The sequence below is a fragment of the Streptomyces sp. NPDC007917 genome, from assembly GCF_042959105.1.
Classification (GTDB): Bacteria; Actinomycetota; Actinomycetes; order Streptomycetales; family Streptomycetaceae; genus Streptomyces.
On the sequence record NZ_JBIBKK010000005.1, the window covers coordinates 169,392 to 195,974 of the forward strand.

General features: G+C 71.2%; 26 protein-coding genes and 1 pseudogene. 12 read left to right on the top strand and 15 right to left on the bottom strand.

Annotated features, from left to right (window positions below):
* Positions 1–63: 63 nt before the first annotated feature.
* Positions 64–3,189, bottom strand: a complete 3,126-nt coding sequence (locus ACFZDL_RS11140) for an alpha-N-acetylglucosaminidase (RefSeq protein WP_353594503.1) — start codon at positions 3,187–3,189, stop codon at positions 64–66.
* A gap of 133 nt (positions 3,190–3,322) precedes the next feature.
* A complete protein-coding gene (locus ACFZDL_RS11145) occupies positions 3,323–4,015 on the bottom strand; it encodes a TetR/AcrR family transcriptional regulator (RefSeq protein ID WP_353594502.1) in 693 nt (230 codons plus the stop codon).
* Positions 4,016–4,138: 123 nt separating this feature from the next.
* Between ACFZDL_RS11145 and ACFZDL_RS11150 the strand changes: the two genes are divergently transcribed.
* On the top strand, positions 4,139–5,149 hold the full coding sequence (locus ACFZDL_RS11150) for a hypothetical protein (protein ID WP_353594501.1): 1,011 nt from the start codon (positions 4,139–4,141) through the stop codon (positions 5,147–5,149).
* Positions 5,150–5,169: 20 nt separating this feature from the next.
* Here the strand turns inward: ACFZDL_RS11150 and ACFZDL_RS11155 are convergent, their stop codons facing one another.
* Positions 5,170–6,309 (bottom strand): winged helix DNA-binding domain-containing protein, encoded by a 1,140-nt coding sequence (locus ACFZDL_RS11155; protein WP_353594500.1) that lies wholly within the window; start codon positions 6,307–6,309, stop codon positions 5,170–5,172.
* Positions 6,310–6,384: 75 nt separating this feature from the next.
* A complete protein-coding gene (locus tag ACFZDL_RS11160; protein ID WP_353594498.1) occupies positions 6,385–7,074 on the bottom strand; it encodes a helix-turn-helix domain-containing protein in 690 nt (229 codons plus the stop codon).
* A gap of 86 nt (positions 7,075–7,160) precedes the next feature.
* Here ACFZDL_RS11160 and ACFZDL_RS11165 point away from each other — a divergent pair, with 86 nt between their 5' ends.
* Positions 7,161–7,967: an NAD(P)H-binding protein gene (locus ACFZDL_RS11165; RefSeq protein WP_353594496.1), complete on the top strand. Its 807-nt coding sequence runs from the start codon at positions 7,161–7,163 to the stop codon at positions 7,965–7,967.
* Between the two features lie 42 nt (positions 7,968–8,009).
* Here ACFZDL_RS11165 and ACFZDL_RS11170 read toward each other — a convergent pair whose 3' ends face one another.
* From ACFZDL_RS11170 to ACFZDL_RS11180, 3 genes are all read right to left on the bottom strand, one after another.
* The gene (locus ACFZDL_RS11170; protein WP_353594495.1) at positions 8,010–8,669 is read right to left on the bottom strand and encodes a response regulator transcription factor; all 660 of its coding nucleotides are present in this window, start codon (positions 8,667–8,669) and stop codon (positions 8,010–8,012) included.
* Positions 8,670–8,752: 83 nt separating this feature from the next.
* A complete protein-coding gene (locus ACFZDL_RS11175; RefSeq protein WP_353594494.1) occupies positions 8,753–8,956 on the bottom strand; it encodes a DUF397 domain-containing protein in 204 nt (67 codons plus the stop codon).
* Between the two features lie 11 nt (positions 8,957–8,967).
* Complete coding sequence (locus ACFZDL_RS11180) at positions 8,968–9,174, bottom strand: hypothetical protein (RefSeq protein WP_353594493.1); 207 nt, start codon at positions 9,172–9,174, stop codon at positions 8,968–8,970.
* A gap of 6 nt (positions 9,175–9,180) precedes the next feature.
* Between ACFZDL_RS11180 and ACFZDL_RS11185 the strand changes: the two genes are divergently transcribed.
* The 5 genes and pseudogenes from ACFZDL_RS11185 (at position 9,181) to ACFZDL_RS11205 (ending at position 12,564) form a co-directional block, all read left to right on the top strand.
* Positions 9,181–9,435, top strand: a complete 255-nt coding sequence (locus ACFZDL_RS11185) for an ATP-binding protein (protein WP_353594492.1) — start codon at positions 9,181–9,183, stop codon at positions 9,433–9,435.
* Positions 9,436–9,505: 70 nt separating this feature from the next.
* Positions 9,506–9,931 (top strand): DUF4260 family protein, encoded by a 426-nt coding sequence (locus ACFZDL_RS11190; protein WP_353594491.1) that lies wholly within the window; start codon positions 9,506–9,508, stop codon positions 9,929–9,931.
* Positions 9,924–10,448: pseudogene (locus ACFZDL_RS11195) on the top strand (TetR/AcrR family transcriptional regulator); the annotation flags it as partial. The gene ACFZDL_RS11190 and the pseudogene ACFZDL_RS11195, both read left to right, overlap by 8 nt.
* 156 nt (positions 10,449–10,604) lie before the next feature.
* Positions 10,605–11,969, top strand: a complete 1,365-nt coding sequence (locus ACFZDL_RS11200) for a hypothetical protein (RefSeq protein ID WP_353594488.1) — start codon at positions 10,605–10,607, stop codon at positions 11,967–11,969.
* A 220-nt stretch (positions 11,970–12,189) separates the two neighbouring features.
* Positions 12,190–12,564: a VOC family protein gene (locus ACFZDL_RS11205; RefSeq protein WP_353594487.1), complete on the top strand. Its 375-nt coding sequence runs from the start codon at positions 12,190–12,192 to the stop codon at positions 12,562–12,564.
* A 51-nt stretch (positions 12,565–12,615) separates the two neighbouring features.
* On the opposite strand, the gene ACFZDL_RS11210 is transcribed toward ACFZDL_RS11205, so the two are convergent.
* The 3 genes from ACFZDL_RS11210 to ACFZDL_RS11220 are packed head-to-tail and all read right to left on the bottom strand — an operon-like array spanning position 12,616 to position 14,036.
* Positions 12,616–12,963: a VOC family protein gene (locus tag ACFZDL_RS11210; RefSeq protein WP_353594486.1), complete on the bottom strand. Its 348-nt coding sequence runs from the start codon at positions 12,961–12,963 to the stop codon at positions 12,616–12,618.
* Positions 12,964–12,984: 21 nt separating this feature from the next.
* Complete coding sequence (locus ACFZDL_RS11215; protein WP_353594485.1) at positions 12,985–13,680, bottom strand: hypothetical protein; 696 nt, start codon at positions 13,678–13,680, stop codon at positions 12,985–12,987.
* A 26-nt stretch (positions 13,681–13,706) separates the two neighbouring features.
* Entirely contained in the window at positions 13,707–14,036 is a 330-nt protein-coding gene (locus tag ACFZDL_RS11220; RefSeq protein ID WP_353594483.1) for a putative quinol monooxygenase, read from the bottom strand.
* A 139-nt stretch (positions 14,037–14,175) separates the two neighbouring features.
* On the opposite strand from ACFZDL_RS11220, the gene ACFZDL_RS11225 reads away from it, so the two are divergent.
* Entirely contained in the window at positions 14,176–15,048 is an 873-nt protein-coding gene (locus ACFZDL_RS11225; RefSeq protein ID WP_353594481.1) for a hypothetical protein, read from the top strand.
* A 206-nt stretch (positions 15,049–15,254) separates the two neighbouring features.
* Positions 15,255–17,393, top strand: coding sequence for a DUF6571 family protein (locus ACFZDL_RS11230; protein WP_353594480.1), 2,139 nt, complete (start codon positions 15,255–15,257; stop codon positions 17,391–17,393).
* Between the two features lie 15 nt (positions 17,394–17,408).
* On the opposite strand, the gene ACFZDL_RS11235 is transcribed toward ACFZDL_RS11230, so the two are convergent.
* The 3 genes from ACFZDL_RS11235 to ACFZDL_RS11245 form a co-directional block, all read right to left on the bottom strand.
* Entirely contained in the window at positions 17,409–18,572 is a 1,164-nt protein-coding gene (locus ACFZDL_RS11235) for a hypothetical protein (protein WP_353594479.1), read from the bottom strand.
* On the bottom strand, positions 18,569–19,993 hold the full coding sequence (locus ACFZDL_RS11240; protein WP_353594478.1) for a hypothetical protein: 1,425 nt from the start codon (positions 19,991–19,993) through the stop codon (positions 18,569–18,571). The genes ACFZDL_RS11235 and ACFZDL_RS11240 overlap by 4 nt, the downstream gene beginning before the upstream one ends.
* A gap of 227 nt (positions 19,994–20,220) precedes the next feature.
* Positions 20,221–21,498, bottom strand: coding sequence for a histidine kinase (locus ACFZDL_RS11245; RefSeq protein WP_353594477.1), 1,278 nt, complete (start codon positions 21,496–21,498; stop codon positions 20,221–20,223).
* Positions 21,499–21,808: 310 nt separating this feature from the next.
* On the opposite strand from ACFZDL_RS11245, the gene ACFZDL_RS11250 reads away from it, so the two are divergent.
* Positions 21,809–24,022 carry an MMPL family transporter gene (locus tag ACFZDL_RS11250; RefSeq protein ID WP_353594476.1) on the top strand — a complete coding sequence of 738 codons (2,214 nt, stop codon included), beginning with the start codon at positions 21,809–21,811 and terminating at the stop codon, positions 24,020–24,022.
* Between the two features lie 129 nt (positions 24,023–24,151).
* Here ACFZDL_RS11250 and ACFZDL_RS11255 read toward each other — a convergent pair whose 3' ends face one another.
* Positions 24,152–24,799 (bottom strand): winged helix-turn-helix domain-containing protein, encoded by a 648-nt coding sequence (locus ACFZDL_RS11255; protein ID WP_353594475.1) that lies wholly within the window; start codon positions 24,797–24,799, stop codon positions 24,152–24,154.
* A gap of 105 nt (positions 24,800–24,904) precedes the next feature.
* The gene (locus ACFZDL_RS11260) at positions 24,905–25,036 is read right to left on the bottom strand and encodes a hypothetical protein (protein WP_353594474.1); all 132 of its coding nucleotides are present in this window, start codon (positions 25,034–25,036) and stop codon (positions 24,905–24,907) included.
* 121 nt (positions 25,037–25,157) lie between these two features.
* On the opposite strand from ACFZDL_RS11260, the gene ACFZDL_RS11265 reads away from it, so the two are divergent.
* Entirely contained in the window at positions 25,158–25,529 is a 372-nt protein-coding gene (locus ACFZDL_RS11265; RefSeq protein WP_353594473.1) for a 5-carboxymethyl-2-hydroxymuconate Delta-isomerase, read from the top strand.
* Positions 25,530–25,579: 50 nt separating this feature from the next.
* Positions 25,580–26,473, top strand: coding sequence for a DUF1963 domain-containing protein (locus ACFZDL_RS11270; RefSeq protein WP_353594472.1), 894 nt, complete (start codon positions 25,580–25,582; stop codon positions 26,471–26,473).
* The last annotated feature ends 110 nt before the right edge of the window (positions 26,474–26,583 follow it).

Sequence of the window (26,583 nt, forward strand, 5' to 3'; positions counted from 1 at the left end):
GATGCCGCGCGAAGGGGTGGGGCGGGGAGCCCCCCGGCCGTCCCCCCGCCGTCCCCCCGGCCGTCACCCCACGCGCCACCCGCTGAACTCGGCCGTCCCGCGCGCCACGTTCCCCCCGTGCGTCGCGCTCATGAAGATCCCGACGTCCTGCGCGGAGCCCGCGCCCCCCGGCGCCGTCACCGTCCCCACCGTCCGCCAGGTCGTCCCGTCGTCAGTCGACAGCTCGCCCTTGTACGAGGTGGTGGACGTCCGCGTCAGCCGCAGCAGCACGGGCGCCTTGACTCCGGTGATCCGCTTGTACGTGTCCAGCGTGCCGTCCCCGTTCGAGTCGTAGGACAGCACGACGCCGTTGGACGGGGTCGCGGCCAGGTTCACGAAGCCCCGGGAGCCCGCCGTCGCCAGGCTGTCGCGGGCGATGATGCCGGCCCTGGCCCACGCGCCCGTCACGGCCTGGCTGACCACCTTCACCGTGACGGCGGTGCCGACCGCCAGCGCCCCCTCCCGGTACACCGACCCGAACTCGGCCGTCGCCTTCCACAGGTCCCGCCCGGCCCCGTCGATCGCGAAGCGGTCCGACAGCTGCCCGAAGACCGCGGCGTTGTTGGTGACCGTCTTCAGGCCCGCGTCCAGGGGCCCGGCCACCCACAGCGTGCCGGTGCGCAGCAGCCGCCCCCGGTCCTCGCCGCGCGGCCCGAACTCCACGCCGAGCTCGTACGGCAGCGGCTTGAGCGGGTCCTGGAGCGGCTCGTCGGGCGCGGTGGCCGTCCAGTGGACCTCGCCGGTCCTCGCCGCCGGGATCGAGCGGAGCCAGGTGTCGCCCTGCGGCTTGGGGTCGAGGCCGGTCACGGTCAGGTCGAAGTCGACGCGGCCGGTGGCGCGCAGCCCGTTCATGTTGCGCAGGGACGCGGTGATGTCGGCGGCGCCCCCGGGCTCGACCTGCGGCGGGGTGGTGGAGACGGCGGCCGTGCCCTGGTACGGGGCCTTGGCCAGCGCCTCGTACACCCGGAGCCCGGTGCGGTGGGCGTCCGTCGTGGCCCGGACCGGGTAGCTCTTGCGCTCGCGCGTCCAGGGCTCCTCGACCGTGAACCAGTCGAAGTCGCGCGGCTCGCGCCCCTCGGCGAGCGCGTCCTCCAGCTCGTCCAGATAGCTCTGCCACTGCGGCAGGTGGAAGTCGCCGATGAGGCCGTTCCAGTCGCGGTTGGCGTAGTTGGCGAGCTTCCCGGGGGCGTCCGCCGTGACCCGGTCCGCCCAGGTGGTGATGAGGGTGCGCGCCAGGTGTTCGAAGCGCGCGGACTCCGTCTCGTCGGACCCCATCCGCTTGGCGTCCTCCAGCCAGGGCCCGAGCAGGAAGCCGCGGTGCGCGCCGGTCATGTCGTCGCTCAGCCGCATCAGCTTCAGCCACAGCCGGGCGAGCGTGCGGAAGGCCTCCAGGTCCTTGCGCTCGTACGCGTCGTGCAGATGGGGGATCAGCGTCCAGGAGCGGTCGGCGAGCGCCTGGCGGGCGATGTCGGTCAGATCGTGGCGGTAGGCGTCGGAGTCGCGCAGCCCCGGGCGCACGCCCAGCAGCGCGGCGAAGGCGGCGTCGAAGTCCGCCAGGTCGAAGGCGGGGATGCGGGTGGCGTAGTTGGTGCCCGAGCGCGCGGTCACATCGGGGCGGGCGGAGAAGACCGAGTCGTGCGGGCGGCCGTCGGAGCTGGTGATCTGGTACGCGGTGTCGCGCAGCGCCGCGTATGCCTCCCGGGCCTGCTCGTCGCGCCCGCCCAGCCGTACGTCCGCATAGGTGCGGAACCACTCCTCGCGGTCCACCGCCGCATCCCGCCACGCCAACTCGCTGAACAGCTCGAACGCCGCGGGATCGCGCCCGACCGCCTCCGCCATGTAAGCGGTGCCGACGAGCTTGCTGCCCGGCTTGTCGCGCCACTGGGTGAACCGCCGCGCCCAGATGTGGGTCTTGGCGCCGATCGTGGTGCGCCCGCCGAAGTTGGGGATGGTGCCGAAGGCGTACGGCACCGAGCCCCAGTCCTGCTCCCGGTCGCCGATCGAGTCCAGGTCCGACAGGCCGTCCACGACCAGCATGTGGTCGTGGTCCACGGCGTCCAGCAGGTCCCGCCGGGGGTTGGCCTGCCAGCCGAGGATCACCCAGATCGCGCCGGGCCGGGCGGTCTGCAGGGCGGTCTCCACGGCGCGGGCGGCGTCGGCCACGGGCACGTCCCCGGCGGCGCCGCCCTCGTGCAGCAGATCCATCTTGAACAGCGCGCACTCGCCGAACAGCTTCTGCTGGTGGCGGTAGAACGCGGCGGCCATCTGCCGGAACGGCTCGGTGCGCGGATCGAGCCAGTCGGGGCGCTTGAGCCCGTTCCAGGTGCCCTGCGGGACCGTACGCGCCCCCGGGTTGCGCTCGACGAACCCGTCCGGGACGGTCCCGAAGTAGCCGGGGTACACCGGCCGCATGCCCAGCTCGCGCAGCCGGCCGGCGATCTTCTGCCCCAGGTCGATGCGCTTGGCCAGCAGCTCGGGGCTCACCGGCCCGCCGTACTCGCTCATGTTCTGCAGCAGCCACCACGGCTGGTGGGAGGGCGCGGGCAGCCAGGCGCGCGCCTCCTCGTCGGAGTAGCCGAAGTCCTGGAGGAGGAGGTGGTAGACGGCTTCCTGTCCGGCGGTGACCAGCAGTTCGTTGCAGCCGTGCAGGGCCGCGACGTCGATCAGGTGCTCCCAGTGGTCCCAGCCGGCGAACGGCGCGGTGTAGCCGTCGTGGGTGTCGTTGAACGCGAAGCGGTGCGGCAGCGCGGTCGACTGCTCGACGCGGCCCCGGGGCGCGGGCAGCTGCTTGGGCAGGTCCAGCTGGTCCCCGGCCCAGGTGATCAGGGCATGACAGGTGTACTTCAGATACCAGTGCACCCCGGTCAGCAGCACCGCCGGGCTGGTCCCTGCCACCTCGATCCGCCCCGGCCGCCCCGAGACCTCGAACCGCTCCTTGCCGCCCTCGGCCTCCAGCGGCACCAGGCGGAACTGCTCGGCGTGGTCCGGCAGCAGCCGCTTGAGGGCGGCGCGCGCGGGCGCGGTGTCGAACACGGTTTTTCTTGTGCCTTCCGTTCCCTCGGCCGCCGCCGGGGACTGGCTCCCGAGTGCGGCCCCGACGCCGAGTGCTCCGGCGGTTCCGATCAGCGTACGTCTGCTCAGATCGCTCATGGTGCCCCCCAATGACGCCCGGCCCGGGCCAACGGTGGTATGTGAGCGGCACGTTAACGAGGGTGGCGGGGTGGCAGCAATGGTGCGTACGGGGTGTCCACCCGTACGGACCGAACCGGGGCCTGATCTCCCGTCAATGACCAGAGGCGTGCTCTTCGGCGGCGTCGAACGCGGGCGCGAGCGGGGCCAGCGCCGCGCGGAACTGGTCGGGCAGCGAGCCGGAGGGTACGACCAGCCCTCCGACACCGAAGCTCCCTGCGGCCCCTGTGGCCCCGGCGGCCCCTGTGGCCCCGGCAGACCCTGCGGCCCCGTCCGGCCGGAGCCAGCCCTCCAACGCGATGCGCACCGCCGCGGCCACGCTCGCCGCGAGGACGCGGGCGGTGTGCGCTCCGGCGTCACCGAGGCGTTCGGCGATCACCGCCGTGAGAGGGGGCTCGATTCCGGCGGTGGTGTCGAGGAACGCGTCGCGCAGCGCGGCCCTGGAGGTGATCAGCAGTAGCACCTCGGGGTCGTGCTCGCCGGGGTCCGTGTACTGCTGGATCACCGCCTCGGTGATGGCGTCGGCCAGGCGCGCCCCTGCGGGCCGGGCTGCGATCGCCGCCGCGATCCGCGCCTCCCGGTCCGCGGTGACGGCGGCGACGATCGCCTGCTCGCGGCTGGCGAAGTAGTTGTTGTAGGTGCGCGGCGAGACCCCGGCCGCCTCGGCGATGTCCTCGACCCGTACCTGGTCAGGTCCGCGCTCCAGGGCCAGGCGCAGGGCCGCCTCGCGCAGCGCCGCGCGCGTTGCCTGCTTCTTCCGCTCCCGCAGCCCTGGCGGTGTCGTCACGGTGCCACCCTTCCACACAGGGTTGCGTACACGCAAACTTGCGTGCACGCACTTTTCCTGCCAGCTTCGAGCCGACCGAGACCGACGGAGAGGACAGAGGGCAGCGGCATGCGAGCAAGAGGGATGACCTACGACACCGGATTCGTCGTGCACGGCCAGATGTCCCGCGAGCGCTTCGACCCCGCGGTGGTCCGGCGTGAACTCGCCATCATCCGCGACGACCTGCACTGCAACGCGGTCCAGATCATCGGCGGCGACCCGGACCGGCTGGAGCTGGCCGCCGGCGCCGCCGCCGAGCTCGGCCTGGAGGTCTGGTTCTCGCCCTATCCGCTGGAGCTGGACCCGGAGCAGATCCTCGCGCTGCTGAGCGACTGTGCCGAGCGGGCGGAACGGCTCCGGCGGCATGGGGCCGCGGTCGTGTTCGTCGCCGGGGTGGAGCTGAGCGTGATGAACCGCGGGTTCCTGCCCGGTGAAAGCCCCGAGGAGCGGGTCGGACAGCTGATGAGCCGACCCGAGCGGCGGGCCGAGGCGATGCGCGAGCTCGGCGTGCGCGTCAACGCCTTCCTGCGCGACGCCGCGGCCACGGTCCGCGAACGCTTCCAGGGCGAACTCACCTACGCGTCCATCCAGTTCGAGCAGGTCGACTGGGCCCCCTTCGACTTCGTGACGTTCGAGCTGATCCGCTCCGCCGAGGTCGCCGACCGGTTCCGGGACGCGGTGCGCACCCTGGCCCAGGGCGCCAAGCCGCTCGCCATCACCGGGTTCGGCACCGCGGCCTACCGGGGCGCGGGCGACCGGGGCGGCCGGGTGCTCGAGGTGGTCGAGTACGACCCGGAGACCAGGGCCCCGGTGCGGCTGAACGGCGTGTACGAGCGCGACGAGGCCGGCCAGGCCGCGTATCTGAGCGAACTGCTGGAGATCTTCGAGACCGAGGGCGTGGACAGCGCGTTCGTGTTCCTGTTCGCCCTACCCGGCTACCCGCACCGCCCCGACGCCGACCCCCGCTATGACCTGGACCGGGCCGGCCTGGGCATCGTCAAACTCCTCGAAGGGCGCCGGGGGCGGACCTACCCCGACATGGACTGGGAACCCAAGGCCGCCTTCGCGGCAGTGGCACAGCGGTATCGGAGGTGACAGGCCCCGCGCCTGGAGGACTAGCGTCGTAGCATCCGCACCTGGGCGCCGGAGAGCTTGGCCCACCAGTGGTCGTAACGGCTGTAGACCCGGGGATCGCGGTCGGCCAGCAGCGCCAGCAACGAGCGGGCCTCCGCGGCGAGCCCGTCCCATACCGCGGGCGACAGCTCGTGGAAGGCCGTGGCCTCGATGCCCCCGTCGACCGGCCGCCACACACCGGCCACATAGCCGTCGACCAGCAGCGTCGGCAGCACATCGCCGTTGTTGCGGATCACCGTCCGGCGGTAGGCCGGGGGGATCACCCGGCTGCGGTCGGCGTACGCGAGCAGGACGCTGTCCCACATCGCCATCAGCCGGGGCGGGGCCGGGGTGTCCTGGGCCGGGCGCGGGGCGCCCGGGAGGTCGAACAGCGCGATGCCGTCGGGCCCCTTGAGCTCGTCGACGGCGTCCCCGAGCGCGCCCAGCGCCTGGCGTATCGGCGTCCGCTGGACCATGGCGAACTGCGCCATGTCCGCGACCGAAGCCGGTCCGAACCCCTCCAGATAGCGCACCAGGAGCCTCTGCAGCGCGTCCGCGTCCGCCTCCCGCCCCAAGGGCAGCGGACCCGCCTGCGCCGCCCGGTACGACGGCCGGAACCCGAAGGACCACGGCCCGCCGGTCGCCGCGTGCCACAGCGGCGCGTACGCCCGCAGCCCCCACCACGCCCCGGCCTTCTTCTCGGGGCCGAGCCGCTCCTCGAGCCACGCGTCCATCTCGGCCGTCGTGCGCGGCCGTTCGGCGAACGCCAGCAGCTCCGGGACGAGTTCATCGGCGTCGGCCGGCGTGAGCCCGGCGGCGGCGAAGCGGTAGCCGAGCCGGGAGGCGTACAGCGTCGGCCGCATCGCCTCGCGGAAGGCCTGGTAGTCGTCGGCGTGGACCGCGTGCAGCGTGATCCGCATCAAGGTCGCCTTGACGACCGCGTCGCCGGCGAACGCGGCGTCCAGCTGCGCGGGATCGAATCCGGCGAGCCGGTTCCACAGCGCGACATACGGCGAGGCGGCGTGCTGCGCCTGGAGCGCCACGATGCGGCGTACGGCGTCGACGGCGGCCAGTGGCTCCCGCCGCAGGAGGAGTTGACGGCTGAGGGTGGCCCGGTTGAGTTCGCGCGCGGTGATCTCCACGACGGAGGATTGTGCCGTGCGAGTGTGTGATTTTGCGACTGTGTGACGTCGCGGACAGGGTCTTCAGCTCTTGCTTCAGCCAGTGCACGCAGTCGCGGCGGGACGCCGCCCCGCGGTGAACGCGGCCGGTGGCACGCCCATGAAGTGGCGGAACTCGGCCGTCATATGGGACTGGTCGTAGTAGCCCGCCGTCGCGGCGATGTCCGACCACCGGCCGCCGGCATCGGCCGCGAGCACGGCACGAACACGGTCGATGCGTGCGAAGTGCTTGGGAGACAAGCCGGTGCCGTCGGTGAACAAGGTGTGCAGGCGGCGCTCACTGATGTGCAACCGGGCCGCGGTCGCGGCAACAGTGGCGCCGACCAGGAGGTCTGCCGCCTCGTCGAGCCGCGCCTCGGGCTCCGGTCGGTCGGCCACCGCGCCTTCGAGGGCGGCGATCGGATCGACGGCGAACTGGCCGATGTCCAGGCCCGGTAGTTCGCGCAGCGGCAGGACCCGGTCGGCGAGATCACGCAGCGGACGGCCGAGCAGGGCTTGGGCACGCCCCGGCCGCATACGAACCCGCACACACGAATGGCCGGGCGCGCCGATGTGATAGGTGGCCCGGGTGCGGGGGCCCATGACGATCAGCTCACGTTTGTCGCTGCGCAGGAGAAGCGTGGTGGCGTGATCGGGTACGTCGACCGCCGCCGAACCGGTCGCCGTAGCGACTTCGATCCTGGCCACCCAACGCAGAAGGGCAGGCGGCACGACCAGGGAATTCACCCGGTCCACGATAGAGAGCTCACACGGTCCACGACAGTGCCGAAACTTCCTATCACGCGGTGTGAGAGCGCTGCGATCGTCGGGACATGATCCTTATTACGGGTGCCACCGGCACCATTGGTAGCCATGTTGTCCGTCTGCTCACCGAACAAGGTGTGCCGTTTCGGGCGATGTCCCGCCGCGAGCGGCCCGGCGGGGTGCGGGCCGACTTCGACGACCCGGCGTCGCTGGCGCGCGCGGTGACCGGCGTCGATACGGTCTTCCTGGTGACCGTGGCGCCCGTGCCGACAGCGGACCACGACATCGCCCTGGTGAAGGCCGCGCGGGCGGTGGGCGTCCGTAAGATCGTCAAGCTGTCCGCGATCGGCAGCGGCGAGCGGTTCGAGGGGGCGACCGTCGGGGCGTGGCACCTCGCCGCGGAGGAGGCGATCGAGGCCAGCGGGCTCGCGTGGACGATGCTCCGTCCGCCGAGCTTCGCGTCGAACTTCTTGTGGCACCGGGCGCTGATCCAGGCCGGCGAGCCGATCCCGAACCTGACCGGCGACTCCCGGCAGGCCATCGTCGACCCGAGGGACGTGGCCGCGGTCGCCGTCGCCGCCATGACCAGCGACGCACACGACGGGCAGCGGTACGACCTGACCGGGCCGGAGCTGCTGACGTTCACGGATCAGGCGGCGATCCTGGAGCGGGTGCTGGAACGGCCGGTCAAGACAACCGACGACGTGAGTGCGCTCGACCAGCTGCCGGACGGGATGATCACTGGCATCGGCTGGGCGCGCGCCGGTGGTGCGGCCTACGTCACCGAGCATGTGCCGCGGGTGCTGGGCCGACCGGCGGGCACGTTCGAGCAGTGGGCACGTGACCATCGAGATGCATTCGCGGCACTCCCGTAACCCGCCGCCACCGACGGCTGCCGGGCGTATGGAACAGGGAGGCTACCCCCGGGTGTCCCCCCGGTCGAGATAGGCCAGCACGGCCAGCACCCGGCGGTTGTCGTCGTCGGACGGCGGCAGGCCGAGCTTCCCGAAGATGTTCGAGGTGTGCTTGGCGACCGCCCGCTCGGTGACGAACAGCTGCGCGGCGATGGCCGCGTTGGACCGCCCCTGCGCCATCAGCTCCATCACCTCCCGCTCGCGCGGCGTGAGGTTCCCCATCGGCTTGTCCTGCGACCGCCGGGTCAGCAGCTGCGAGATCACCTGCGGATCCATCGCCGTCCCGCCCGCCGCGACCCGCCGCACCGCGTCGATGAACTGATCAGCGTCGAAGACCCGGTCCTTGAGCAGATACCCCACCCCACCGCTCCCATCGGCCAGCAGCTCCCGCGCGTACAGCTGCTCCACATGCTGCGAGAGCACCAACACCGGCAACCCCGGCCGCGCCCGCCGCGCCGCCAGCGCGCACTGCAGCCCCTCATCCGTGAACGACGGCGGCAGCCGTACGTCCACGACCGCGACGTCCGGCTTCAGCTCGGCGAGCGCACGGGTCAGATCGGGCCCGGTGTCCACGGCCGCCGCGATCTCGAAGTCATATGCCTCCAGCATCCGGACCAGACCGTCCCGCAGGAGGAAGAGGTCTTCGGCGAGGACAACGCGCACGGCGGCTCCAAGACTTCGTCGGGCCCCTGGGGTGGGGGACTTGACCGAATCCGACGAATGTACCGCTGTGAGGTGAGCGGGGGTTATCCGTGGCTCGGACGGTCCAGGGTGCCGGTTTTTATGGTGCGGAGGAGTGCGCGAAGGGCGGCGGGAGTGGTGGCTATGACGGTGTGGGGGTCGTCGCTCTCCCGCAGATGCGGGGTGCCGGTGGGGTCGGTGGCGACCTCGACGCAGTTGACGGCTCCTCCCTCGCTGAAGCTTGACTTCGGCCATATCAGCCGAGACATCGATGCCTCTCCTAGAGCAGGGGGTACAGGATGCGCTGGATCAGCCCCAGCGAGTCCTTGGCGATGCGTGTCTCGGGTGCCGCCGCGGCGTCGACGGGAGCCAGCGCCATGGCTTCCAACCTAGCGAAGTGCTCGTCGTACCTGGCAATAGAGGCCGCGTTTTCCAGGTACAGCGTCTGCTCGATATGTGAGACCAGCGTCACGCCCAGGTCCGCCACGCGCGCATGGATTGGCAGCCGAAGCCCCCGGACTTCCGCGTCACCGTATGGGACTCGGGCTCGGCCCTGCCCCAGCCCGTGCGGGCCGAGGCCGACGACGAGGGCGGCCGGGGGCTGGCGCTCGTCGAGTCGTGTTCGGACGACTGGGGCGTGGTCGACTACACCGACAAGGACGCGGGCGTCGGGCAAGGCGGTGTGGTTCGCCCTCGCGCCGCCGAAGGCGGAGGAGTGGCGCGGCTGAGTGCGGGGCGCCGGCCTTGACGGCTAACGTCGTTAGCCATAGCTTTGTGGCTAACGACGTTAGCCCATGCGTCTCGAAGGAGGCTCAGCCATGAGCGCCACGACCCCTGACACCCCGGCCCCGCGCCGCACGCTCACCGTGGTCCGCCGTGCCGCGTGGTTCGGCGGCGCCTTGTTCTGGTCCGCCTTCGCCGTGCTGGAGGCGGTCAACCACGGCTGGGCCGCCGGTCTGCTCGCCTTCGCCGGTCTGCTCGCCCCCGACCTGACGATGCTGATCGGCGTCCGTGAGGCCGCGTCCGCCGGGCTCGCCCGGGGCCGGCTCCTCCCGCGCGCGGTCCCGTACTACAACGCCGCCCACTATCCGCTGGTCCCGCTGGCTCTGATGGTGCTCTATACGTTCGGTCCGATCGCCTGGGCGCCTGCCTTCGCGGCGCTCTGCGGCTGGATGGCCCACATTTCCTACGATCGAGCTTTCGGCTACGGACCGCGCACCAAGGAGGGCTTCCAGCGTGGCTGACCCATTCACCGACCGGCTCACCCCGCGCGCCCGGGACATCGTGAGCGCCGCCCGGGCGCTGCTCGAGGAGGAGGGTCCGGAAGCGCTCACCATGCGCCGGCTCGGCGACCGCCTCGGCATCAAGGCCCCCTCCCTCTACAAGCACTTCCCCGACAAGGCGGCGGTGGAGTCGGAGCTGATCGCCCTGTCGCTGTGGGAGACCGCCGAGGTACTGGAGGCCGCCGAGGCCGCCGACCCGGGGTCCGTACCGGCCCTTGCCGAGGCATACCGCCGGCATGCCCTGGCCCACCCGCACCTCTACCGGCTCACCACTGAGCGCCCTCTCCCGCGCGCCGCCCTTCCGCCCGGTCTGGAGTACCGCGCCGCCGCGCCTCTTTTCCGCGCCTGCGGCGGCGACGAGGACCTTGCCCGCGCTGCCTGGGCGTTCGCCCACGGCATGGTCGTCCTCCAGCTCAACGGCCGCTTCCCGGACGGTGCCGACCTGACCAAGGCGTGGGAAACGGGCGCGGCTGCGTTCCAGCCGGAGACGATTCATGGACCCATCGACGGAGGCGCAGTCGATCTCACCTACGATGCCCACGTCGTCAACGCCGCGCCGGGAACCATTCGCTCGGATTCCGCGTGATGTCCTGACGTGCTGCCGGCTGGTGGTGCGCGAACGAGGGGGGAGCCGGTGCGGGGTCGGATGCGGGCGATGGTGGGCGTGGCGGTGTCGCTTTCGGTGGCGCTGGTGGCGTGCGGTCCGGAGAAGGAGAAGGAGTGGACGGGGGCGGAGCCGTCGAAGGGGTCCGCGGCCGAGGCCGCGCGGTACGCGCCGTTGGTGCGGCTCGCCAAGGGGGAGACGCTGCTGCCGATGGACGCGACGCGGTTCATCGGGCGGTCCGCGCTGCGCTTCGACCATGACGGCTTCTGCCGTGACGAGGGGCCGGTGGCCGATCCGGTCGACCCACGGCGGTTGGGGAGTGCGAAAAATCCCTACCAGCACGCGGACGTGCAGCCGGGGAAGTCCTCGTCCAAGCCGGTGTCCTGCCCCGGACACGGGGACAAGTGGCACACCTCAACCGAGGTCGACGGCGGTTTCTACCTCGACCCGCCGAAGGAGGTGCGGGGCGGCGAGGGCACCGGCGCCCCGGTCTACTGGGAGTACCACAAGCACAAGTCCGACCCGAAGCGGGCGGCGTATGTGTACTGGTTCTTCTACGCCTACAACAACCTGATCGCGGGCAACAGGCACGAGGGCGACTGGGAGCGCGTCGCGGTCCAACTGCGCGACGGCAAGCCGGAGGCGGTGACCTTCGCGAAGCACGGCGGCGATCCGTGCAGTGTGAAGTGGTCGGACCTGGATCCGCGGAACGGGCATCCGACGGTGTACTCGGCGCGTGGTTCACACGGCTCCTACCCGACCACGGGATACCACTGGGTGAAGCCCACGTTCGACCGGACCTCGAAGGGTGCGGAGTGGCACACATGGGACAACGTCCGCCCCGTCGACGGCGAGCCCTGGTGGGGGTATTCCGGGTGGTGGGGTTCGCAGCAGCATGTGAAGGGCTTCAACGGGCCGATGGGCCCCTCCCCGAAGCGTCTGCTGCCGGGCATCTTCACCAACGACAGTTGTGGGCCCGCCGACAAGAAGCCGACGGATCCGCCCAAGGACCAGCCCACGGATCAGCCCACGGACCAGGCCGCGGCCAGGACGAAGGAAGGGGCGATCCGGCGGTACGAGCAGTATCTGCACGCCGTGGGGCGGGAGGACATCAAGACGGTCTGCGAGGTGGCCGGGCCCGCGGCGAAGCAGGCGGAGGACCAGGGGTTCGGTCCGTGCACGTCCACGTTCCTCGTCACGTTCCAGATGATCTCGCCTACGCAGAAGAAGGCTCTGCAGACCGCGACGGTCGATCCGCAGAAGGTCGTTGTACGAAGCCCCGCCAAGTTCGACATTCCGGCCGATGCGGTCAAGGCCTCCGTCACCTTCTCCGAAAACGAGATCGGGACCTCCACCCTGGAGTACCTCAAGGACGACTGGTACATCACTGACTGAGCGCGTGTGGCGCGCTGTTGTCGTAATCGGCAAGATCCAGTAACGTCACCCGACGTGAACACCGGACCGGCATCGCGCCACACACGGATCGGCTATCCGGTGGAGGTCTGACCGCACGGTGGGGGCGCGGAAAGCACCCCCTCAGTTCGGCACGCGGACCTCCCCGCGCTCGTGCACCGAGAGTCCCTTCTTCGTGTCGAGCAACAGCGAGGTCAGCCGAATGACAGCCACGTTCAACCACACCATCATCGCCTCCAAGGATCGCAACGAGTCGGCTCGGTTCTTCCGGGAGTTGTTGGAGATTCCGGAAGCACCGTCCTGGGGCCCGTTCACCAACATCCAGCTCAGCGACGGTGTGCTGCTTCAGTTCGCCGAGCCGCCGGTGGAGATCCAGATGCAGCATTACGCCTTTCTGATCGACGACGAGCTCTTCGACCGGGCGTATCAGCGGCTGTGCGATGGCGGCATCGTCCACTGGGCCGATCCGCAGATGCAGCGCCCCGGCGAGATCAACAACGAGCACGGCGGCCGAGGGGTGTACTTCAAGGACCCTGCCGGTCATGCGATCGAGCTGATCACACGACCGTACCTGTAACCGAGTGAGTCCCTGGTCGGGCGCCCCGGCATGGCGCCCGACCAGGGCGTATCAGCGGTGGCTCACGACGTTGACCACCCGGCCGTCGGGGGCGCGGACGAAGAAGCGGCGGACGCCCCACTCCTCGTTCTGGAGGGGGTGGACGATCTCCGCGCCGGCTTCGCGCATCGCCGCGTACGCCGCGTCCACATCGTCCACCTCGACGCTCATATCGGGCGAGACCGGCGCGGTCTTGTCGCTCGTCATGATGCTGACCTGGGCCGCCGGGGTGGTGGGGGAGGCGAGGGTCATGATCCAGCCGAGGTTCATGACCTCCTCGAAGCCCAGGCGGCCGTAGAACTCCCGGTTCTGCTCCATGTCCTCGGAGTGGACAATGGGCATGACGCGGCGGACGGTCATCGGCTCCCCTTTTCTGAGACTTCACGCGGTGCTGGGCGCTCGCCTCATTCTCCTCCGCAGCACCACAGCGCTCAGCAGAACCCCGAGACCCGTCGCCCAGACGGTCATCGCGGCGATGGGCGACTCGTTGACGTGGTCGCCATTGCCCTCCGCCGGGGGCAGCCCGGCGGTCGCGTAGTGGGGGAGCAGCAGCAGGCCCACGCCGAGCGCGGCCAGTACCGCCCAGCCGAGGGTGGCATGCCGGGACGCGCGGGCGGAGAGGAGGGCGGCGGCCGTGACGGCGAGGGCGCAGCCGAGGGCGGGGAGGACGGTGTAGGTGAGCCATTCGGAGAGCAGGGGGTGCCAGTACCACTCGGCGTCCGGCCTCGGCTCGTCGAAGTAGTACAGGGTGCGGGGCTGGGGCGGCCCCGTGAAGTCCCGGATCGTCCCGGGGGTGATGCCGGCCAGCAGGCCGCCGGTGAAGGCGAGGCCCGCCGCGCGGGCCCGGCTCACGCCGGGCTCGGACGTTTTCCCCAGGCGCAGGAACCACACCGCGCACCAGCCCGCCAGGAGCCCCAGCGCGACGCCCTTGGCCGCGCCGTAGCCGATGGGCGTCCAGACGTTCCATGGGTAGTTGCGCATGTGCTCGGCGCGCCAGCTCCCCGCCAGGCCCCAGGCGACCGCGCCCGCCGCCACGGCCCAGGGCACCACTCCGGCGGGGTGTTTTCTTTCGTTCATCGTCAGGGCGGACGCGGGCGCCGCCCTTACGGTTGCGGATAGTCGCTGATCATGGTGTTGAAGTAGCCCTCGGGGAGTTCTTCGAGGTAGTCCGGCAGATTGGCCAGGAAGTCGCGCAGCGGCGGCCGGGCGTTGTGGCGGTCGAGGTCTTCCTGGGTGCGCCAGACCTCGTACAGGAAGAGCCGGCCGTCCTCGTGCTCATGGAGGTGGTACTGGAGGTTGCCCTCTTCCTGCCGGGTGGGTTCCACCAGGGCGGACAGGAGCTGTCTGACCTCGTCGGCCCGCTCCGGCCTGGGGCGCAGAAAGCCGTAGAGGGAGAGGGGGGCTTGTGCGGCCGTCGTCGTGGGTGTCGTCATGCGGGCAACGCTAAAGTCTGACGTCGGCGTGAAGGTCAAGCCAGGTGGCGGTCGTATCCGGAACCCGGCACACTCCTTGTCGCGTCCCAGTGCGTGACGCCTGTTCAGACCTTCTGTTGTGGGGGAGAGTTCACCGCGCATGAGCTACAACCAGCCGCCGCCAGGACCGTACGGCCCGCCTCCGGGACAGCCGCCGGGCCCGCCGCCCGGCCAGCCCCCTCAGGGCGGCCCGAATCCGTACGCGCAGGGCGGCGGCGCCCCGTACGCCGCACCGCCGCCGCAGCAACCTCCGCAGCCCGGCTACGGCTACCCACAGCAGCCGCAGCCCGGATATCCGCCGCCCGGCTACCCGCAGCCTCCGCAGGGCGGCGGCAAGGGCAAGACGATGGGCCTGGTGATCGGCGCCGTGGTCGTGGTCGGGGCGATCGTCGGTGGCGTCATGCTGATGGGCGGCGACGACGGCGGGACGCTGACCGACGACGGCAAGGACTACAGACTCACCGCACCCAAGACCGTGCTCGGCGAGTACACGAGCGAAGACTCCGACAGTGAGCCGCTGACCGGTGAGAATGCGGAGGCCTTCGGCCTCACGACCGGTACGGGGGTGAACGTGGAGTGGGCTGCCGCCGGTGATGCGAAGAAGCTTGAGCTGGTGGGCGCCTATGGAGAGGTGAAGGATCCGGAGAAGTCGGTTGACGCCTTCTTCAACACCCTGAAGAAGAAGAGCGAGGCGGGCGGCAGCGACAGTGACGCCGAGTTGGTGGGCAGCCCGGAGCGGAAGTCGCCCGAGGGATTCGAGAACGGCGTCATGAAGTGTCAGATGCTCAAGGCGAAGGAGGAGCCGAGCCCGGATGAGCCCGGCACGCTGACGCTGTGCACCTGGGCCGATTACGACACGGTGGCGACCGTGGTGCCGCGCCAGGGGACGAAGAGCTTGACGCTCGACGAGGCCGCCAAGATCGCCGCCGATCTCCGCAAGGAGGTACGGGTGGAGGTCCCGAAATCGTCGTGACGCGGGTCATGGGTGAGGCGGGTCACAAGGGAATCCTGGTGGATGTCACCCGATTTTCCCTTTCCTTGTGACGGAATTCTTTCGACATTGTGAACCGGGCCGTGAAAACGGCCCGTTCCTCCAGGCCAGAGGTACTGTCGCGGTTCGACCTACGTACCGCTTGACGCTCAGCCATGGGGGAAACCGTGCTCACGTACCACCAGGTCATGACAGCTGATCTGTCTTACCTGGAGACCGCCGCGGGGCAGTGGAAGGAGGCCGCGAAGAAGTTCTCGGATGCCCAGAAGCTCTACCGCAAGGACGTCAAGTCGGTCGGGACCGACGGCAGCTGGAATGGTCAGGCGAATTTCGTCGCGCAGGACACCATGGACGTCACGGACGAGCAATTCACCGCCGCCCAGAAGGAGGCGAAGGCCATCGCCTCACTGCTGACCGACGCCCATCAGCAGTTCGTGGAACTGCGCGGGAAGCTGAAATCCGCGGTAGCGGACGCGGTGAAGGCCGGAATGAAGGTCTCCGAGGCCGGAATCGCGAGTTACGACTTCTCGAAGGCGAGCGAGGCGGAGGCCAATGCCGCGCGCCACGACCCGGATCTGCACCGGACCGAGCAGTCGTGGACCGAACACATCGCGGCGGCGGTCAAGGCGGTGGACGACGCCGACCAGGGCGTGAAGCTCGCGCTGAAGGCGGCGGTGCGGGACCCCGACCCCGTTGACGGCGCCGTCGACGGGTTCAACGACCAGGCGGAAGGCGACATAGAGAAGGCCGAGGCCAAGGAGGCCCAGGAGCTCGCGACCAAGCTCAACTCCGGCGACAAGCTGAGCGGCACGGAGCTGGCCGAATTTCAGCGGCTCTTCCGTGACAACGGGCACGACAAGGCGTTCAGCCAGACCTTCCTGGACGGCATCGGCCCCAAGGGCGTCATCGAGCTCAACAACAAGTTCCACAGCCTCGGCAAGGGCGATGACAAGAAGGATTTCACCGCCCTCCAGGAAGGCGTGGCGACCTCGATCGCCACGGCCACCACATCTCCCTCCGACCCCTTCTACACGAAGTGGCGCGAGGGTCTGCGCAAGGTCGGCGACGAGAACTTCGGCGAGGAGCTGAACCCGCTCACCGGCTATCAGTCGTTCGCCGATCTGATGACGCACGGCAAGAATTACGGGAAGCAGTTCCTGACCGATGTCGCCGACGACATCATCGCCGTTGAGCAGAAGGACGACTTCGGGACCGGCCGGTGGAAGCAGCTGAACGCGGGCCACGGCGACTACACGGGCGACCCGCTCGACACCGTCCTCGGCATCATGGGCAAGCAGCCCGACGTCGCGACGTCCTACCTCGACCCCGGGGCGGACGGCGGGAACGAGCGCCTGAAGTATCTGCTCCAGGACCGCGACTGGCCCGGGTGGGAGACCGCCACCGGCTACGGCAGCGCCACCAGGGACGACCCGGCGAACCGCCTGGGCCTGGGCGCGGCGCTGGAGGCGGCCGCCACCGGCAATGTGCCGGGTACCGAGCATCCGCTGGGCGGGCACACCGAGGCCGAGGCGCGGGTCATGCACGACACCATCAAGCTCCTCAACAAGGACTGGCGCGGCGACGAGATGCCGGCCAACCTGCGGTCGAACCTGGGCCACATGCTCATGGACTACACGGCCGACACCCACGAGATCCTGTCCCGCACCAACGAGAACTACAAGGTCAACGCGGACGGCGACGGGGTGTGGAAGGACGATGGCACGGTCCGTATGGCCGTGTCCCCCGAGGAGCTGTCCCGCATCATGCGCGGCGTGTCGGAGGACCCCGCCGCCTACGCCGGGATGTACACCGCCGAGCGGCAGTACGCGGCCCAGACGCTGGCCGGGACCGACTTCAAGCACCCGAACGACCGCACCGCCGCCATCAACGCCGCCTCCTCCGCCTTCGGCTTCTACGACGGGGTCAGCTCCGACATCGCCTTCGACAAGAGGGACAAGGCGGTGCAGTGGGCCTCGGACGTCCGTACGGCCGCCTTCACCATCCCCGCAGTCGCGTTCAACTTCGTTCCGTCGACGCCCGCCGCCGTGCCGGTCCTCGGCAACGTGGTCCAATCCATCCTCTACGTGGGCATGTACGAGTGGGGCAAGGACCAGGTCGCCCAGGCCAACGCGTCGGCGGCGCTGGAGAACATGAAGACGTTCGACGTCGGCCAGCGGCAGGTGGACGCCCTCGTCGTGGGCTGGAGCGAGCAACACGGCGAGGACGCCGACAGCGGCCTCACCAAGACCCTCGTCGGCTCCGGCCAGGAACGCCACGACAGCGCGCGGCGGGAGGCGCTCCAGGCCCTGGGACGGCCGGGGTTCTAGTGGCCGCCACCGGTCTCATGTGGCCGCGCGGCGCGCCGCCGCTCGGTAGTGGTCGCGTATGTCCTGGCGCAGCAGCGCGCCGAACCCCGCGTGCTCCACACGGGAGGCGAGCTGGTCGCGGCTCACCCCCAGGGCGTCGGCGGTCGCGCCGAAGTGCCAGTCGTGGGCGGCGAGGAGGGTGAGCAGATGGCCGCGCCGGGTCTGGGCCTCGGAGAGACGAAAGGTCTTGAGATAGGCCAGTCGGCCGTCCTCGTGGGTGATGGTCTCGCCGATGTGCTGCTCGGTGTTGCGGTGGAAGGGCGGCAGGAAGCGGGACAGGGTGAAGGGCCCCATCGTGCGGACGCGCTGGAGGGTGTACGACGCGTCGAGCAACCCGCCCGCCATGGTGTGGTCGTGGAACTCCGCCCACTCGCGCTGATGCCGGGCGGCCTCCGCCCGCAGCTCGGCCAGTGAGCCCACCGCGCCGTCGCGGATGTGGGCCCGGAACTCCGGGACCGGGCCGTGCAGCGTGGTGTAGTGGTGGATCAGCTCCCCGAAGAGGTCCAGGACCAGCGAGGGGTGCAGGGCGCGGTAGTCGTCGGGGTGCGGCACGACAAAGGCGGCGGCGAGGGCGTCCGCCGCGTAGATCATGACCCCGCACTGGCCGGGGTGGATCTCGAAGACCCGCAGCGCGTCGCGCAACCCCTCCACCTCGGCCCCGGCATACGCCTGCTCGACCCGAGGCGACAGACCGCGGCTGACCGCCCGGTGCGACCACTCCTCCCACACCACCGAGGGGCCGCCGAAGTGCAGCGCCAGATAGCCCTCCAGGGCCAGGTGGAGGGGCAGAAAACGCACCCGGTTCTTGTCGACGCGGCGGGCCATCCGGCGGTGGAAGCGCAGCGGAACGCATGCGGGGCGTGGTCCGTCGGCGTCCCGCCGCAGCTGGGTGCCGTAGGAGGACGCGGGGGTGCCGTCGTCGGTCCAGGTGGCCACGTAGCCGTGCGGGATGTACGAGCAGTACGCGGTGCGCCGGTCGACCGCAACGGCCGCGAAGTCATCGCCGTACAGCCGGTCGTCGAGCCGCAGATCCGTGATCGGCTCGTCCCGCACCAGCGGTACAAGACGGATCGCGCCCCACACCTGGGAGGGCAGCGCGGTCAGGCCCGTGAGCGCCACGAGCGTCGTGTCCTGGCTCATCCCTCCACCTCCAGAAACCGCCGTACGCGGGCGTCCACATGCGCCCACAGCTCGGCCGCGCGAGTGCGGCCCTCCGCGAACTGGGCCAGCTCCACCAGGGCCGGAAGGTCCTCCGCGTCCCGCACCCCGACGGTCGGCACCTCCCGCGCCAGCCGCCGTACGTCGAAGTCCTCCGCGTCGTATACCGGGTTGAGGTGGACCACACTGGTGCGGCCCTCGGGGTCCAGGCGGCTGCGCCATATCCGCAGCACCTCGCCGGCCAGGCCGGGCGGCGCGTTGTCCCAGCCGTCGGAGACGATGACGAGCCGGTCCGGCCGGTGCTCCAGCGCGTCCAGGACGCGGGCGCCCAGCGGCGTCGGGCCCAGCGGATACAGCAGCAGCGCGTCGGTGCGGCCGGACAGCCACAGCGGGATCAACTCGCCCGCCAGCGCCTCCAGCAGGAAGTGGCAGCCCAGCGCCACCGCCAGCGGGCGGCGCCGCTTCTGCGCCGAGCCGAAGGCCGAGAAGCTGTCGTCCAGCACCGCGGCCACCCGGCCCCAACTTCCCGCGCGCGGGCCCGCGGTGCGCCGCGCGGCCGCCCGCAGCGCGGCGGTCAGCTCCTCACGGCGGCGGACGCGGTCGTCGAGGGGAAGGGAGAGGACATAGCTCGCCAGCCGGGTCAGCGGCATGGTGGCGAGGTCGCCGACCACCGCGTCCGCCCGCCTCTCACGGGCCGACCGCTGCAGCCGCAGCCGCTCCAGCCGGGTCAGCCGAGGGGCGATCCGCTCCAGGAAGGCGCCCCGGTCGATGCCGTGCCTGACCGCGAACCCCTCGGCGACGGTGTACGGCAGCTCGTACAGCGCGCTCTGGGTGTAGTGGGCGCGGCGCCAGGACTCGAACAGGGGGGTGGAGAAGCCGGACTTGCGGCTGTGCGGTGCGAAGAGGAAGGCGCCGAGCTCGGTGTCGAGCGGCAGATGGGCGTGGCGGGCGACCGCCTTGACCCCGGCGCGGTACTTGACCGCGTCGAGCGCCGGATCGGGGCGGGCCGCCAGCCAGTCGCGCATGATGGCCCGGGTGCGGCGGTTGTTGACCCCGGACCGGCGCAGCTCGCGGAAGAGCCGGTACACCCGCTGCGGCGGCAGCAGGGCCAGCCGCCCGGCGATCAGCCGCCCCTCGGTGCGGCGCTGCTCGGGCGACGCCTCAAAGGCGGTCTCCAGCAGTCTGCGCACGATCAGCGCCGCGTTGTGGTGGTTGATGTCCAGCGCGAGCGTCGCCGCGTACAGCTCCCGGTAGTTGCCGAGCACATACGCGTGCAGGAACTCCAGCGACATGTGCTGCTGCCACTCGCCCGAGCGGAACTCCCGCTGTCCGGTCGAGGTGATCGCCGCGTTCACGAACAGCAGCAGGTCCTCGGCCGCCACGAGGTCGGTCCGGTTCTCCATCTCGGGTCTCCTGGCGGCATGGTGTGCGGGTGTCGGCCGGGGAATGGGGGCACGAACTGCGAATCATCGCTTAGCAGGCGGGTTCCGGAAGTCGCACCGGAGTCCCGCGGCCGACTGTCGCACGCTAACACCCGCGTCGTACGCTCCGCCCCCCGGTTTCCGGCTCCCCCCCCGGACCCTGAGGCACCGGCGGTCCCGGACACCGGTGGTCCCGCACACCGGTGGTCTCACCCAGCGGGGCGCGGGGCGGAGAGCCGGCACGGTATCTCGATCGTCACCATCGTCGGCCCGCCGACCGGGCTGCTGATGGCCATCACCCCGTCGAAGGTGCCCAGCCGCCGCTGCACCCCGCTCAGCCCGGAGCCCGCCGATTCGGCCGCCCCGCCCTTCCCGTCGTCGGTCACCGCGATACGCAGGGCACCCTCGTCGTGGTGGATGTCGATCCACACCCGGTCGGCGCCGGAGTGCTTGGCCGCGTTCGTCAGCAGCTCGCTGACCGCGAAGTACGCCGCCGACTCGACCGGCTCGTCGGACCGCCCCGGGAGGTCCACCTCCACCTCCACGGCCAGCGGCATCCGCAGCGCCAGGGCCCGCACGGCATCGCCCAGGCCCCGCTCGGCCAGCACCGGCGGATGGATGCCGCGGACCAGATCGCGCAGCTCGGCCAGCGCCTCGGCGGAACTGGCGCGGGCCGCCGCCAGCAACTCCTTCGCCTTGGCCGGGTCCTTCTCCATCAGCGCCTCGACGGTGCCCAGGCTCATGCCCATGGCGACCAGCCGGGCCTGCGCCCCGTCGTGCAGATCGCGCTCGATGCGGCGCAGCTCGGCGGCGGAGGTGTCGACCGCGTCATGCCGGGTCTCGGTGAGGTGCTGGACCCGCTCGGCGAGCGTCATCCGCGGCGTCGGCGCGAGAAAGGCCCGGCCGACCAGGAAGTGGACGCGCAGCAGAACGGGGGAGGTGAAGACGCCCAGGACGACGAGGGCACAGCCCAGCAGAGCGGCGTAGTTCGCGGTGGCCTGGGAGGTGACCGGGACGAACCCGTACCAGTAGGTGTCCGTCGCGCCCACGATCGGCCGCCAGGTGCCCAGCGCCAGCACCCAGCCCTCCAGCGCGTACGGCATCGGGACGCACGCCAGCAGCGCCACGACGGCCCCGGCGGTCATGTCGACGATCAGCCACAACAGGTCACGCCACGTCGCCGGGTCCCTCAGCAGCAGGGAGCACTGCTCCACCACGCCCACGAGCCCGCCGCGCCGATCGGGAGGCAGGGCGCGGTACGGCAGGGGGATTTCGACGCCGGACCAGCGGGCGGCCAGCAGCCGTCTCTGATTGGCGTGCGCGCGCACGAGAGCGAGCAGCGGCGGGGTGGTGAGCACCCCCACACCCAGGGGGATGAAGGCCAGGGACAGCACCGTCAGGATGAACAGCGTGATCGACCCGGCCAGCGAGGCGATCGCGAGCACCAGCCCCCGGGCGGCGGCCACCAGCGCCTTGCGTACCTTCATCCGACATCTCCCTGACGCCGCTCCCGCGGGACCCGCGCCGGGGCCCGCGCCCGGCCGGGACGCTCCCCACGGCCGGACGGTTCAAGTCTGGCGGACCCGCCCGCCGCGGTCACTCTGCCCTGCCCCCGTCCCGGGGTATACCTAGCCCCACCCCCGGGACTCTCCTTTTGCTTCAGCCGATTGGGGACTTGTGCGGCTGGGGCGCGAGCGCGCCCTTTTCTAGCGTCGATGACGTGACCTCAACAGTCCTTTCAGTCCGTTCAGTCCTGTCGGTTCCGGCCAGGACGCACACCTCCCGGGGGGAGACGCCATGAGCGCAACGAGGCGGGGCCTCGCCGTACGGCTCGGCGGGTGGAGCACCCGACACCGCAAGACCGCGATCATCGGTTGGCTGCTGTTCGTCGTGGTCGTCGCGGTCATCGGCGGCATGTCCGGCATCAACGAGATGACCAACTCCGAAGGCGGGACCGGGGACTCGGCGCGCGCCGACAAGATCCTGGAGGACGCCGGGCTCAAGGACCCCGCCGGCGAGATGGTGATGCTGCGCAGCGCCGAGCCGGACGGCTGGCGGGCCGCCGCGCGCGACCTCACGGCGCGGTTGGAGAAGAGCGGCGAGGCGGTGCGGGTCCAGCCGCCGGTGCGCTCCGAGAGCGGCCGGGAGGGGTTGATCAGCTTTGAGATGAAGGGCGACGCGGACACCGCGGGAGAACGGATCGAGCCGGTGCTCGACGCGGTGAAGCAGACCGAGGCGGCCCATGGGGGCGTCCAGGCGTACGAGGTCGGCGACGCCAGCTTCGCGCACAGCCTGGACGGCATCCTCTCCGGCGACATGAAGACGGCGGAGCTCACGGCCGTACCCCTGGCGCTTGGCATCCTGCTGGTGGTCTTCGGCGCCCTGGTCGCCGCGCTGCTGCCGGTCTTCCTCGGGGTGACCGCGTGCATCGGCACCTTCGGCCTCCTCGCGTTCGCCAGCCACAAGCTGCCGATGTTCTCCAGCACCCAGTCCGTGATGTTCCTGGTGGGGCTGGCCGTCGGCGTCGACTACTGCCTGTTCTACCTGCGCCGCGAGCGCGACGAGCGGGCCGCGGGCCGGGACCCCGAGACCGCGCTGCGCATCGCCGCCGCGACCAGCGGACGCGCGGTGCTGGTCTCCGGCATCACGGTCATGCTGGCCATGTCGGGCATGTTCCTGTCGGGGCTGCTGCTCTTCAAGGGCTTCGCGGTCGCCACCATCCTGGTCGTCTTCACCGCGATGCTCGGCTCGGTGACGGTGCTCCCCGCGATGCTGTCCTGGCTCGGCGACCGGGTCGACGCCGGGCGGGTGCCGCTTCTCAACCGCCGCGGCAAGAAGGGCGTGCACGCCAGCGGCGGCATCTCCGGCCGGCTGATGAAGCCGGTGCTGGCCAAGCCCGGCCTGTTCGCGGTCATCGCCGGCGCGCTGCTGCTGGCCCTGTGCGCCCCCGCGCTGGGCATGAAGACCGAACAGCTCGGCATGGAGAAGCAGTTCGGCAAGGACTCGAAGCTGACGGTGGCGTTCAAGGCGATCACCGAGTCCTTCCCCGGCGGCCCCGCCCCGGCCGAGGTGATCGCACGGGCCGACGACGTCTCCTCACCCCGCTTCCAGGGCGCGGTGGCCGACCTGAAGCAGAAGCTCGCCGCCTCGGGCGAGTTCGGCAAGACCGTCAAGGTCGAGCTGCACAAGGACCAGGGCGTGGCGCGCATCGAGGTGCCGCTGGCCGGCAACGGCTCCGACGACGCCTCCGAGCACGCGCTGCACACCCTGAAGGACGACCTGGTCCCGCAGGTCCTCGGCCCGGTCTCGGACAAGGCGTACGTGGGCGGCGAGACGGCCGCGAACGTCGACTTCAACGACCAGCTCTCCGACGACTTCCTCCCGGTGTTCCTGTTCATCGCGGCCGTGACCTTCCTGCTGATGCTGGTCTGCTTCCGATCGCTGCCGATCGCCATCGCCTCGATCCTGCTCAACCTGCTGTCGGTCGGGGCCGCTTACGGCACGATGACCGCCGTCTTCCAGCACGGCTGGGGCGCGGAGTCGCTGGGCATGGAGCCGGCCGGGGCGATCGAGTCCTGGATGCCGCTGTTCGTGCTGGTGATCCTGTTCGGTCTTTCGATGGACTACCACGTCTTCGTGGTCTCCCGGATCCGTGAGGCGCACGAGCGGGGCCTCGCCACCCGGGAGGCGATCCGCGAGGGCATCCGGTCCACGGCGGGCTCGATCACCGGAGCGGCCGCCATCATGGTCGCGGTGTTCGCGGTCTTCGCCCTGCTGCAGATGCAGGACATGCAGCAGATGGGCATCGGCCTCGCGGTCGCGGTGCTGGTGGACGCCACGCTCGTCCGGATGGTGCTGCTGCCCTCGGTGATGGCGCTGCTCGGGGAGCGCAACTGGTACCTGCCGCGGGCGCTGGCCTGGCTGCCGCGGCTCGACCACGGCGGCCACGGCGAGGAGCCGCTGCCGCCCGCGGCCCAGGGCCACCAGCCGCCGGTGTCCGCCGGCCGCTGACCTCGCGACAAACCAGCTGACCCCGCGACAAACCAGCCCGCCGCGCCGGATCAGGCCGTGTACCGCCTGACCCGGCGCGGCGGGCTTCACGCTGCCGTGCCGGTGTCTGCCGTCCGAGTGCCCGTCGCCTCAGGCGGTCGGTACGTACTTGTAGCCGACCCGGCGGACCGTCACGATCGTGCCCCGGTGCTCGGGGCCCATCTTCCGCCGCAGCCGGGCGACATGGACGTCCACGGTCCGCCCGTCGCCGACGTGGCCGTACCCCCACACCGTGGTCACCAGCTGGTCGCGGGTGTGCACCCGGTGCGGATGGGCCACGAGGTGGGCCAGCAGCTCGAACTCCAGGTACGTCAGATCGAGCGGCCGCCCGGCGACATGCGCGGTGCGCTGGTCGGGGTCGATCCGTACGAGCTCGTCGCCCGTGACCGCGCCGCGCTCCGCCGGCTGCCCGCCCGGTACGCCCTGCCCGGCCGGGGCCGCCGCCGTGGCGTCGGTGGCGGGGACGAGCACGAGATAGCCGACCATCGGCGGCTGCCCGGGGAGCGCCGGCAGCGTGTGCGCGGGAGCGGGCAGCCAGGTGGCGCCGGGGTGCAGCAGCTCGGCGACCGGCGGCACTTCGTCGGGCGCGACGGCGCGCAGCCGCTGCCGGTGCGGAGCGGGGTGCGGATGGGGGTGCGCGTGCGGGTGCCGGCCGGGCGCGGACGCCGGGGAGGCGGCGGGGGAAGCGGAGGAGACGGGGGAGACAGGGGTAGCGGACAGACTACGGACGTTCGTCATGGGATTCGGCTCTTTCGCGCTCAAGGGGCGTCGGTGGACGTCGTGCGCGCGGGCTGGGCCGCCGGGGATCACCCGGGAGCAGGGCGGCTGAGCGGTCGAGTGACGTCAGCGGCCGAGCGAGCAGGCCCGCGCATGCGATGCGCGGCAACACTCGCGGTCGAAGTGGTGCGCCTGCCGGGACGGCCAGAACGGCTTGAGGTCGAGGGGACCCGTCGCGGCGTCAAGGAGGCTGGCCATGGACCTATTGAAGCAGACGACCGCCCCTCGGCGCTCGCCGCGGTGGCGGGGTGCGACGATGCCCACGCAACGGGTCCGCGCGAGTGTGGCCCGCCACGACCCGTCAAGGAGCACGTTCCCCATGCCGCACATCGTCGTCGAGTACTCCGACACCCTGGCCGAGGCCTTCGACCGGCGCGCTTTCGGCCTCGCCCTGCACCCGGTCGTCGCCAAGACCATCGACACCACGGTCGTCGGCTGCAAGACCCGGTTCCGCCGGGTCGAGGAGGCCGTCCTGGCCGACGGCGCCCCGCACCACGCCATGATCCACATCGAGGTGGCGATCCTGTCCGGCCGGGACGCCGAGACCAAGCGGGAGCTGTCCGGCGCCGTGCTGGAGGTCGCGCGCGCCCATCTGGCACCGGTCGCGGGGCTGACCGTGCAGACCACCGTGCATGTGACCGACCTCGACCGCGCCTGGTACGCCAAGGACGAGCAGGTCTTCCCGGCCTGATCAGGCTAGGGTTCCGGGCACCAGCACCCCGACCGCGCCGGAGGCCCCGCGTGACCCGTACGACCCCTCCGCGACCGGTGGACGTCGAGGCGCTCTTCCCCGAGCTCGTGCCCTTCCGCCGCGAGGCGACCCGGCTGCACCCCCGCCGCGGCGAGCCCGGCGTCCGCGACAGCTCGGTCGGCGGGCCGCTGCTGTGGCCGTCGGCCGAGCCGTGGCCGCACTGCGCGGACGACCACCCGGTCACCCGGCTGAGCGACCCGTCGGAGGACCCCGTCCCGCTCGTGCCCGTGCTGCAGCTGTACGCGGCCGATGTGCCCGGGCTGCCGTTCCCGCCCGGCACGGATCTGCTCCAGCTGCTGTGGTGCCCGTACGACCACGAGCGCTACTACGCGCCCTGGCCCGAACTGCGCTGGCGCGCCTCGGGCGACGTGGACCGGCCGCTCGCCGCCCCGCCGCGCCCGGCGGGCGCCCCGGACGGCTACCTGCCGGCGCCGTGCGTGGTGCACCCCGAGCGGGTCGTGGAGTATCCGCAGTGGGACCTGCCCGAGGGGCTGTCCCGGGACCTCGGGGAGCGGTTCGACCGGCTGAAGGAGGAGAGCGGCTGGTCGTACTGGTACGCGCTGTCGGTCGCCCCCGGGGTCAAGGCGGGCGGCTACCCCAACTGGACCCAGGAGCCCGACTGGCCCGACTGCCCGGACTGCGGGCTCCGGATGGACCATCTGCTCACCGTCGACAGCGCGGAGTTCGACGGCGGGTCCGCGAAGACCTGGCTGCCCGTCGAGGACCGGCCGCCCGTCGGAGAGATCAGGGACCTCCCCTACGAGCGGCGGGAGGCCGTGCAGCGGGCCCCGGGCCTGATGATCGGCGACATGGGCGGCGTGTACGTGTTCGTCTGCCCGCGCTGCCCCAAGATGCCGTACGACCACCGGTCCGACTCCAGCTGAACCGGCGGTTTCACGGGCATAACCACTTTCTCGCCGTTCAAACAGACATCTACCTATAAACCAAGGCGAGGCGCACAATGGTGGTGCGGCGCAGCGCCGCACTGCGCGGT